7 protein-coding genes and 1 pseudogene are annotated in these 10,777 nt (G+C 46.5%); 3 read left to right on the plus strand and 5 right to left on the minus strand.

Annotation, left to right across the window (positions count from 1 at the left end; all coding sequences use genetic code 11):
* Positions 1-111 precede the first annotated feature (111 nt).
* The 3 genes from MGMO_RS10920 to MGMO_RS10930 all read left to right on the plus strand — a co-directional run bounded on the left by MGMO_RS10920 (position 112) and on the right by MGMO_RS10930 (position 5,201).
* Complete coding sequence (locus MGMO_RS10920) at positions 112-2,250, plus strand: HAD-IIB family hydrolase (protein WP_023495114.1); 2,139 nt, start codon at positions 112-114, stop codon at positions 2,248-2,250.
* 15 nt (positions 2,251-2,265) lie between these two features.
* The gene (locus MGMO_RS10925) at positions 2,266-3,105 is read left to right on the plus strand and encodes an HAD-IIB family hydrolase (protein WP_023495115.1); all 840 of its coding nucleotides are present in this window, start codon (positions 2,266-2,268) and stop codon (positions 3,103-3,105) included.
* A 140-nt stretch (positions 3,106-3,245) separates the two neighbouring features.
* The gene (locus MGMO_RS10930; protein WP_023495116.1) at positions 3,246-5,201 is read left to right on the plus strand and encodes an alpha-amylase family glycosyl hydrolase; all 1,956 of its coding nucleotides are present in this window, start codon (positions 3,246-3,248) and stop codon (positions 5,199-5,201) included.
* A gap of 382 nt (positions 5,202-5,583) precedes the next feature.
* Here the strand turns inward: MGMO_RS10930 and MGMO_RS10935 are convergent, their stop codons facing one another.
* The 5 genes and pseudogenes from MGMO_RS10935 to MGMO_RS20600 all read right to left on the minus strand — a co-directional run.
* Positions 5,584-8,799: a type I restriction endonuclease subunit R gene (locus MGMO_RS10935; protein WP_023495117.1), complete on the minus strand. Its 3,216-nt coding sequence runs from the start codon at positions 8,797-8,799 to the stop codon at positions 5,584-5,586.
* A complete protein-coding gene (gene rhuM, locus MGMO_RS10940; protein WP_023495118.1) occupies positions 8,796-9,779 on the minus strand; it encodes a virulence protein RhuM/Fic/DOC family protein in 984 nt (327 codons plus the stop codon). Before rhuM ends, MGMO_RS10935 begins: the two co-directional genes overlap by 4 nt.
* Positions 9,780-9,885: 106 nt before the next feature.
* The gene (locus tag MGMO_RS10945) at positions 9,886-10,263 is read right to left on the minus strand and encodes a type II toxin-antitoxin system VapC family toxin (protein WP_023495119.1); all 378 of its coding nucleotides are present in this window, start codon (positions 10,261-10,263) and stop codon (positions 9,886-9,888) included.
* A gap of 3 nt (positions 10,264-10,266) precedes the next feature.
* Positions 10,267-10,461, minus strand: a complete 195-nt coding sequence (locus MGMO_RS10950) for a type II toxin-antitoxin system VapB family antitoxin (RefSeq protein WP_023495120.1) — start codon at positions 10,459-10,461, stop codon at positions 10,267-10,269.
* Between the two features lie 216 nt (positions 10,462-10,677).
* Positions 10,678-10,777 (minus strand): annotated as a pseudogene (locus tag MGMO_RS20600) (IS1595 family transposase); the annotation flags it as partial.

A 10,777-nucleotide genomic window follows, 5' to 3' on the forward strand; every position in this document is an offset into this window, starting at 1 on the left:
AGGCTGATTGTAATCAAGAGTTCCTGTAGGCTATATCTTGGTGTGGAATTGTGTAACGCTGTTTGATGTTTGGAATTGCATTTCAAACTTAAAGCTACGGAGATAATAGCTGTGATAGAAAACTCTTACTCAGAGCCGCTCTATATCTTATTAATCAGCGTCCACGGCTTGATACGAAACCTCGACCTGGAATTGGGACGTGATGCGGATACCGGCGGGCAAACCAAATATGTCATTGAGCTGGCTAAGGCGCTGGCAAAGCAGCCAAATGTTGGGCGCGTAGATTTGGTAACGAGGCAGGTTATCGACAGCGAGGTTGATTCCATTTATGCCCAGCCTATCGAACAGCTAGCTGAAAATGCACATATAATACGCATTGAAGCAGGCCCTGATGCTTATATTCGCAAAGAAGAGCTATGGGATTATTTGGATAGTTTTGCGGATAATTTATTGAGTTGGCTTCATCAACAACCGCGCTTTCCTGATATTTTGCACAGTCATTATGCTGATGCAGGCTATATAGGCGTGCGACTTTCACGTGAAACTGGTTTGCCGTTGATCCATACCGGTCACTCTCTGGGTCGGGATAAATGCCGCAGACTACTGGCGCTTGGATTACCATTAGAGACAATTGAACAGCGCTACAATGTGTCGCGCCGTATCGACGCTGAAGAAGAGACGCTGATTAACGCCGATTTGGTCGTTACCAGCACTCGTAATGAAATCGAAGAGCAATACGAGCTTTACGATTGCTATACGCCGGAAAAGATGGCGATAATCCCACCAGGGACGGATCTTGAACAATTCCATCCGCCTAATGCGCTCAGCCAAGATGTCGAGTTTGCATCAAATATTAATAAGTTTTTAGCTGAACCGCATAAGCCGATGATATTAGCGATATCCCGGCCCGATGAAAGAAAAAATATTGTTGGGTTATTGGAAGCTTACGGTGAATCACACCGTTTACAGTCGTTAGCTAATTTGGTGATTGTTGCGGGTAACCGAGAAGATATTAGGGAAATGGGCGACAGTTCCCGAGATGTCCTGACGGAGTTGTTATTGGTTGTAGATTGCTATGACCTTTACGGTAAAGTGGCGTTACCAAAACATCATGCCGCTAAAGATGTCGCCACCATTTATCGTATTGCAGCAGCGACTAAAGGTGTTTTTATCAACCCCGCCTTGACTGAACCGTTCGGTTTGACATTGCTGGAAGCAACCGCCAGCGGCTTACCGCTGGTCGCGACTGAAAACGGTGGCCCGGTGGATATCATTGGTAATTGCTGCAATGGCTTGCTGGTTGACCCGTTGGATAAAAAGGCAATCGCCGAGGTGTTGTTAGCTATTCTCGAAAATACCAGTGTTTGGCAAGAATATTCCGCAAATGGATTAAATAATGTTGCCCAGTATTATTCATGGGATGCCCATGCAATAGCCTATTTGCAGGCTATTAGGCCAATATTATCGCACCGCGAACTTCCTCCAAAAATTCACCCTGTCATTAAAACCGGCCGTTTCCAATCTCTTGCAATATTTACTGATATTGATAAGACTCTGCTGGGCGATGTGGAGGGATTGGCACAATTTGCACAATTTGTCCGTGAAAAACGGAAAAAATTCTTATTCGGCATCGCCACGGGACGTCGCCTGGATTCGGCACTGGCAATTTTAAAAAAACACCTTATCCCCATGCCAGATATATTAATTTCCAGCTTAGGGACAGAAATTTATTATGCACCTCAGCTAATTGCCGACGTTGCTTGGACGTACCATATCGACCATCTATGGACACCGCAGGTGCTACGGCGCGTCATAGATGGGTTGCCCGGTCTGACACGACAACCCAAAAGCGAACAAAGCCGGTATAAACTATCTTATAATTTCGACAGTAATATCGCGCCTTCGATAGAAGAAATCCTCACTGTGTTGCGGCAACAAGAATTGTCAGTTAACCCTACACTTTCATTCGGTCAGTTTTTCGACATTGTTCCTGCTAGGGCATCTAAAGGGCAAGCCTTGCGTTATTTTGCCCGGCAATGGCATATTCCACTGGACCGCATATTGGTAACGGGTGGTTCCGGTGCCGACGAAGATATGCTGCGAGGTAATACCTTAGGGGTAGTGGTAGCTAACCGTCACCGCGAGGAGTTATCGATACTGAGCGACTCGGAACATGTCTACTTTGCAGAGCGGCCTTACGCCTGGGGCATATTGGAAGCAATCGAACATTACGATTTTTTCAATCTCTAGCGAAGTTTAAAATTTATGCCGAAGCGTTTGCTAATTTGCACCGATCTAGACCGCACACTGTTACCTAATGGTAGCCATCCCGAATCGCCAAGAGCCCGGGAGACTTTCGCCCGCCTGGTTATGCGTCCGGAAGTGATGGTGGCATATGTTAGTGGCAGGCACCGCGCCTTGGTTGAAGACGCTATTCGGGAATATCAGTTGCCTATGCCTGATTGGGTCATTGGCGATGTCGGCACGACTATCTACAGGGTTAGTACCGATGAGTGGCTTCATAGTGATGAATGGGAACAGTATATCGCTTCCGATTGGCAAAGCTTATCGGCTAACGATATTCAACTTATGTTTTCAGACCTACCATCTTTGCGCTTACAGGAGGAATCCAAGCAAAACCACTATAAACTTAGCTATTATCTGCCATTACAATATGATAACGACTCGCTACAACAAGAAATGAATCATCGACTTACTAACCTAGACGTGGCTGCCAGCTTAATCTATAGCATTGACGAAGCGGAGTCTGTTGGCCTCTTGGATGTGCTGCCCGCACGAGCTAGCAAACTCCATGCTGTTGAATTTTTAATGCAACGGCAAGGTTTCGATTTTACCAATACGGTTTTCGCTGGAGACAGTGGAAACGATTTGCTGGTACTTGCCAGCAGAGTCCCGTCCGTATTAGTTGCTAATTCCAGCCGTGGAGTTGTCGAGAAAGCCCAAACCCTGGCTCGTGAACAGGGAACAACCGCAGCCTTTTATTTGGCAAAAGGTGATTTTTTGGGCATGAATGGCAACTACAGTGCGGGGATTGTTGAAGGTGTCGCGCATTATCACCCTGAAATCAAGGCGTGGATAAAGTAAGATCATGAACCTTGCCGGTCGAGTTTTATCGCACATTCAGCAAACCATGGGGTCTGGTAACACAGTAAACAAGAATATACGGCCAACCTTAAACCACCCACTCAATCATTGGGGAACTTTGACACGCTCAGGATAACGCTATGTACGAACAGGTTTCTCACTCACTCTTAAATGCCATCTTGGACGACCTAAAACCAGAAATCAGCAGGCAGGAATTACGGCATTTTTATACCCGGCTGGGGGCTAATTTTTATGCTATTTATTCTCTTTTTTTTACCCTCTACGGACACCGCGAAGACTTTAAACCACAAATGCTGCGTCTGGTGGAAACGATGGCTAAAGGCTATATCAAGCGTTCTGCGGAACTTGAGCGCATCGATATCCAGCGCGAGCTAGACCATAACTGGTTCTTGTCCCAAAAATGGGTCGGCATTGCGCTTTATACCAACGGCTTTGCAGAAAACTTGGCTGATTTAATAGACAAAACACCATTTTTTCAGGAACTAGGCATCAACATGGTACATATCATGCCGATATTGATGTGCCCTGCCGGAAAAAGCGATGGGGGATACGCGGTCAACGATTTTAGGCAAATCGACGACAGACTAGGCGACCTGAACGACTTACGTCAAGTTGCCGAAGAATTCAGGAAACGCGATATTTTACTGGTGTTGGACATAGTGCTTAATCATACTTCCGATGAACACGAATGGGCCCAAAAAGCAGTCATGGGCGAACGCCGATATCAAGATTATTACTTTATGTTTGATAACCGCGAAATTCCCGACATGTTTGAGCAGACCATGCCGGAAATTTTCCCCGAAAGCGAACCCGGCAACTTCACCTGGAATGCCGAGTTGCAAAAATGGGTAATGACGGTTTTCCACGACTTCCAGTGGGATTTAAATTACAGCAATCCCTACGTATTCATTGAAATGCTTGACATTATACTGTTTTGGGCAAATCAGGGCGTTGACGTGCTTCGCCTCGATGCCGTCGCCTTCTTATGGAAAAAAATCGGTACAGCCTGCCAGAATGAACGCAACGCGCACTTAATTCTGCAGTTATTGAAAGCTTGCTGTCAAGTTACCGCTCCCGGTGTGTTATTTATTGCTGAAGCCATTGTCGCCCCTGTTGAACTTGTCAAATATTTCGGCGAAGACGCAATTATCGCCAAGGAATGTGAAATCGCCTACAACGCTACATTAATGGCATTACTGTGGGACGGCATGGCCACCAAAAACGCCAAATTGTTCTACCAAGGGGTAAAAAACCTTCCCGCCAAACTGGAACGGGCGACCTGGCTCAACTATGTCCGTTGTCATGACGATATCGGTTTCGGTTTCGACGACAACGATATACGTGCAGCGGGATATGAACCTTACCCGCACCGAAAATTTCTGGTCGATTATTTCAGCGGCAGATTGTATGACTCTCCAGCCAGAGGTATGGTGTTTATGAATAACGAGAAAACCGGGGATGCGCGCATTTGCGGCTCGCTGGCATCATTGGCGGGACTGGAAGCTGCTTCAGAAAGCGGTGACCCTGACCTGACCACTGCCGCTATTAATGGAATCTTGTTACTGCATAGCCTTATATTATCTTTCGGTGGTATTCCACTGCTCTATAACGGCGATGCATTCGGTGTCGCCAATGACTACAGCTATCGTGACGATACCAGCAAAAGTAACGATAACCGCTGGATTAACCGCCCTAAAATTAACTGGGAACGGGCTGAATTGCGACACAAACAAGGTACGGTTGAATACGCCATATTCAACGCTATAAAAAAAATGATTGCTATCCGCAAAGAAACATCCGCCTTCGCTGATTTCAATAGCCGAGAGTTACTGGATGTCAATAATGAACATCTGCTTTGTTTTATCCGTTTCAATCACCAAAGACCATCGGAGCGGGTCATAGTAATCGCCAATTTCGATGCCAAACCACAGCATCTCGATCTGGAAGTCATCAGTGGCAAAGGCATTAATCTCTACGGCCAATTCAACGATTTATACACTGGTAGAAATATTGCTCAGTATGATCGTCAGATCGTATTGCAGGCTTACCAATTTTATTGGTTGACAGAAATATAATGCGTTTGTCGTCTTGGATATAAGCGAAAATGCTTAAGCTTTTAAAAAAGGGCTCAATATGCTTTTTTGCATCAATTTCTCATGAGGCGAGTTGGAAATAGTAGAGTCGAAAGCATTAAGCAACACAGTATTTTTGAATGTCCTCTTTGGAGGTTTTTTGTACTAAGGTCGACTGTCCCCTGTGGGTCGATTGGAGATGTTCAACTTGTGTCGATCTTGACAATTGCCAGGGTCTGCTTTGTATTGATGCCTACAATTTAAGATAAATAAGGCAAAGGGTTAAGTCAAAAAGGCATAATGGATTGAAAGGTTTCTTAATGGGAAAGGGCTTATCCAGAAAAGGTTATTCTATAATCCAAAAAGCTATTGACTCAAAATAAACCTATATCGCCAACTCATTAGCAATCATTTCCGCCTGCTTCAAAACCGTTTCTGTGGCCAGTAACTGCATATCTGGCGGATAGCCATATTGTCTAAGCGTCCGCTTAACAATCACTTTCAATTTAGCTCTGACATTTTCCTTGATCGTCCAATCAATGGTCGCGTTCTCCCTAACCCGCTGTGTCAATACGACTGCCAACTCCCTCAGTTGATCGTGTTGCATCAGTTCCCTGGCACTGTCATTGCTGGCGACGGCGGTATAAAATGCATATTCAAAATCGGATAGCCCCAGTTTGGTTGCTTCCTTATCGGAGGCGACAATTTCCTTACTGATCTTGATTAGCTCATCCATGACTTCGGCGGCGGTCAGGATTTTGTTGTGATATTTCTTGATGGCGTTTTCCAGCATTTCCATCAGGGATTTACTTTGTACCAGGTTCTTTTTAGCCCGGACTTTCAATTCATCGTTGAGTAATTTCTTAAGTACTTCCAGCGCGATATTCTTGTGTTGCATGCCTTTCAATTCCAGCAGGAACTCTTCTGAAAGAATGGAAATATCTGGTTTTTTAATGCCTGCCGCATCAAAGATGTCGATTACCTGTTCGGACACCAGTGCTTTATCGATGACCTGCCGGATGGTGGTTTCAATTTCTTCGTTGGTTTTGCCAGTGCCCGTGCTGTCAAATTTTGCCAATCGTGCTTTGACCGCCTGGAAAAACGCCACTTCATCTTTGGCATCCATCGCTTGTTCATGGGGAATGGCGATGGCAAAGGCTTGGGATAAGGCTGTCACTTCATTGATATAACGGCGCTTACCATCATCGATGCCGAGTATATGTTCTTCGGCAGCCAGTATCAGCGATAGTTTTTGGGAAGTTTCGGCGGCAAAATAATCCTCGTAAGCAAAACCGTGATACATCGCCGAAACCACTTCGAGTTTTTCCAGCATCAGGTTGACCGCTTGTTCCTGTGCCAAGGTGGGATCGCCCTTGCCGCCCGCATCGGAATAAAATGACAAGGCTTCTTTCAGGTCTGACGCAATTCCCAGATAATCCACCACCAAGCCGCCGGGCTTATCGCCGTACACACGGTTAACCCTGGCTATCGCTTGCATCAGGTTATGGCCTTTCATCGGCTTGTCGATATACAAAGTATGCATACACGGCGCATCAAATCCGGTCAGCCACATATCGCGGACTATCACCAGTTTTAACTCGTCGTGGCTGTCCTTCATGCGGTCTGCCAGCATTTTACGTTGTTGCTTGCTGGTATGGTGCTTGGCAAGTTTATAGCCGTCCGATGACGAAGCCGTCATCACCACTTTAATCACGCCCTTATTCAACTCATCCGAATGCCATTCCGGCCTGAGTTTGATGATGGCTTCATACAGGTCAACGGCAATCCGGCGAGACATGCTCACAATCATGACTTTTCCGGCAAATACTTCTTGTCGCGCTTCAAAATGGCTGACAATATCCTGGGCAATATTGTTGATGCGCTTTTCGCTGCCGACCAACGCTTCAACCTGCGTCCACTTGGCCTTGGCTTTTTGGGTGACGGTAAGGTCTTCTTGATCCAGTTCCTTATCCAGCTCGGCAATCAGTTTTTTGCCTTCATCTGTTAGGATCACTTTGGCTAATCGGCTTTCGTAATAAATGCGAACTGTTGCGCCATCCTCCACGGCTTGGGCAATGTCGTAGATATCGACATACAAACCGAATACCGCCGGGGTATTCACATCGGTTTTTTCAATCGGCGTGCCGGTAAAGCCTAAGTAGGTCGCATTAGGCAGGGCATCGCGTAAGTATTTGGCAAAGCCATACACCAGTTTTTGTCCTATGACTTCACCAGCAGCATCTTTCTGGTCGATGGCCTTAGCGGTAAAGCCGTATTGGGTGCGATGGGCTTCATCGGCAATGACCACGATGTTGCGTCGTTCCGATAACGCTTCGTAAATATTGCCCTCTTCCGGCTGAAACTTTTGGATGGTGGAAAAGATGACCCCGCCCGATGCCACCTTGAGATAATCTTTAAGTTGCTGGCGGTTGTCGGCTTGTTTAGGTTCTTGCCGTAACAACTGGGATGAGGAGGCAAAGGTATCAAACAACTGGTCGTCAAGGTCGTTCCGGTCGGTAATCACCAAGATGGTGGGATTATCCAACACCAACACAATCTTGCCAGTATAAAACACCATCGACAAGGACTTGCCGCTGCCTTGCGTGTGCCAGACGACTCCGGCTTTCCGGTCACCTATTGGCTGTTGAGTTACACCGGGCAAACCATAACTGGCGGGAGGTTCGTTGATGGTTGGGGATAAATCAACATTTGCCCCAACCGCCCGCAAAGTCGAAGCCACTGCCGCATTCACCGCATAATACTGATGATAGGCGGCGAGCTTTTTAACCGTGTTGATGCTGATCACGCCAGTTTGCGCATCTTCTTTCTTGGATTTTTCAAAGACGATGAAATGCCTGATCAAATCCAGTAAGGTCGCCTTGTTCAACATACCGTTAATCAAGGTTTCCAATTGGCTGACCAAATGCGAAGCCTCGGCTTTACCATCGGCGGACTTCCACGCCATAAATCGGCTTAAATCTGCTGATAATGATCCGGTTTTAGCTTCCAGCCCATCGGAAATCACCAACAGCGCGTTATAGGTAAACAGGCTGGGAATCGTCTTTTTGTAGGTTTCTAACTGCTGATAGGCTGATTTGACGGTGGCGTTTTCATCGCTGGCATTTTTAAGCTCCATTACCACCAGCGGTAGGCCGTTTACAAACAGGATCACATCCGGGCGCTTATTCTGGTTGTTTTCGATGACTGTAAACTGATTGGCGACCACAAACTCGTTATTGTCCGGATTGGCAAAATCCACCAGCCAGACCAGATCGCCGCGCTCGTTGCCGTTTTGCTGGTAGCTGACTTTCACCCCTTCTGTGAGTAGCCGATGGAAAACCTCATTATTGGCCAGCAATTCTGGAGAATGGATGCGCCCGACTTCTTTAAGGGCTTCTTGCTGGGCATGATGTGGAACGTCTGGGTTGATGCGCTTAACGGCGGTAGCCAAACGCTGGCTAAGTATCACTTCATCATAACGGCTGCGTTCCGGGCGGTCGCTGTCAGGGGCAATGTCAGGCGCATGGATGTAACTGTAGCCCAAGCGCTCAAACAGCTTGATGGCAAAGCCTTCAATGGCGGATTCAGTGAGTTTGCTCATCCGTTGTTACCATTGATCAAGTTAATGATGACCTTCACAATTGTGTCTTTTTCTTCGGGCTTGCTTTCGGCAATCAACAATGTAAACGCCACCAGGGCGTTATCGGCGATACGTTTTTCTCCGTCAGCGTTATACAAATAATCGTGACGCTCCAGAAACCAGACAAAAATTGCCGCCGCTATCCGTTTGTTGCCGTCGGTAAAGGAGTGGTTTTTGACAATGAAATACAGCAGATTAGCGGCTTTTTCTTCAATACTGGGGTAAAGCTCACCGCCGCCAAAGGTTTGATAAATGGTTTCCAACGAACCCTTGAAAGATTCGTCCTTTTCATTGCCGAACAAATCGCTTAGCTTTTCCCTATCCCGCCAAAGCTGAATTTGCTGGATCGCCTCATCGTAAGTAATCCGGGCGTGTTCCGCTTTTTGCGTCCCTTCAACTTTAAGGCGCTGATGGTCGTAGTCGTCCAGTACCGTCAAGGCATGGCTGTATTTTTCTAAAATGGCTAAAATGCCTTGCGATTCGCTGGCCGATAAGGCTTTGTTTTGCACCAAACGCGATGACAATGCAATCGCCTGTTTTAAATCAGCCAGTTTTTCTTGCTGCGCCTTTAGTTTTTCCTCATTTAACGCATAGCCTTGAACCAGATATTGCTTAAGGATATTGTTCGCCCAAATGCGGAACTGTGTGCCGCGCTGGGATTTTACGCGGTAGCCGATGGAGATAATTACATCAAGGCTGTAAAACTTTACCGGCTTGTCTGAACCGGCAATGTGCAAATTTTGCACATTGCTTTTTTCATCCAGTTCGCCTTCAATAAACACATTGCGAATGTGTTTGCTGATAACCGAACGTTCACGACCAAATAGCTCGCTCATTTGCTCTTGGCGTAGCCAAACTGTGTCCTGATCAAAACAAACATCAATCTGAATTTTGCCATCAGATGTTTGATAAATAGCAATCTGGTTTTGCAGTTCTGTCATGATGCCACCTGAGTTACTTGCCTAATAATCAGTAACCACCGTGTTTTTCTCGGTAGTTGGGTTAACCTTAAGTCTGTATCGCAGTGCTTGCATAAACTCGTTTTACTTAACCTTTGCTATCCACGGTAGCCGCCAAGTTAAGTCTTACGGCAGCAGCAAGCAAACGCTTATCGCGCGTCCACAGTTTGGCATTGCCCATTAGCTGCGTCGCCGCCAGCAAATGTGCGTCGATCAAACCAATGCCCAAACCAAATAAAGCGTGGGTTTCAATGAAGAAATTAACCTCATCGGCAAATGCAACAGGCGCTTGGGGCAGATTATCCAGGGCAGACAGGATCACATCCCTCTGACGTAAATTCCCTAACGCCAATTCGCCACGGACAAAAGGATGGCTTAACACCTGATTGCGTGTAAGTATATCGGCTAAGCGCGGCTCGTTAGCCCGCAGGTGATCGATCCACACCGAGGTATCAACCAGTACCATCGTTTAGGTGCTGGTTTGCCGACGTGGAATGGCTTCCAATTGCGGTTCACTGCCGCCCAAATTCGCCAGCCGCTTCGCACTTTCCCGCTCAATTAGGGCTTTCAGGGCTTCTTTGACCAGGCTGGATTTTTCCTGGATAGGGGTCAACGACTGCGCTTTGGCCAGCAATTCATCATCAAGTACAATTGTGGTTCTCATCGTTTATCTCCAAATATGGCATCGAATGATGCGCTTATTTATGCGGATAAGCAAAATATTTTATCCAGGAGCGTAATCTACCCGCACCTCGCCGCTCATCAGTTTGGGTAACAGGGTGTCGCGGAGGGCTTCTAGGGTGCGGATTTGATTTTTATTTATTTTGATTTTTTCAAAAAGGGGAGAAACCTTTCTGTCAAATTCCTTTAATTTTTCTGATTACCAATAAGCTTCAGCCAATTTTAGCAGCCGCCCTGGCATTGGCGGTGTCAAGGCTGATGCATACACTAATCTTGGCACTAACGCATCTAATTGATAG

The sequence above is a fragment of the Methyloglobulus morosus KoM1 genome, assembly GCF_000496735.2.
Classification (GTDB): Bacteria; Pseudomonadota; Gammaproteobacteria; order Methylococcales; family Methylomonadaceae; genus Methyloglobulus; species Methyloglobulus morosus.

What these genes read in the sequence shown, in the direction of transcription:
- MGMO_RS10935 (WP_023495117.1), bottom strand. Translation starts at nt 8,799, where the DNA reads ATGAGCAAACTCACTGAATCCGCCATTGAAGGCTTTGCCATCAAGCTG.
- MGMO_RS10945 (WP_023495119.1), bottom strand. Translation starts at nt 10,263, where the DNA reads ATGGTACTGGTTGATACCTCGGTGTGGATCGATCACCTGCGGGCTAAC.
- MGMO_RS10925 (WP_023495115.1), top strand. Translation starts at nt 2,266, where the DNA reads ATGCCGAAGCGTTTGCTAATTTGCACCGATCTAGACCGCACACTGTTA.
- MGMO_RS10930 (WP_023495116.1), top strand. Translation starts at nt 3,246, where the DNA reads ATGTACGAACAGGTTTCTCACTCACTCTTAAATGCCATCTTGGACGAC.
- MGMO_RS10950 (WP_023495120.1), bottom strand. Translation starts at nt 10,461, where the DNA reads ATGAGAACCACAATTGTACTTGATGATGAATTGCTGGCCAAAGCGCAG.
- rhuM (WP_023495118.1), bottom strand. Translation starts at nt 9,779, where the DNA reads ATGACAGAACTGCAAAACCAGATTGCTATTTATCAAACATCTGATGGC.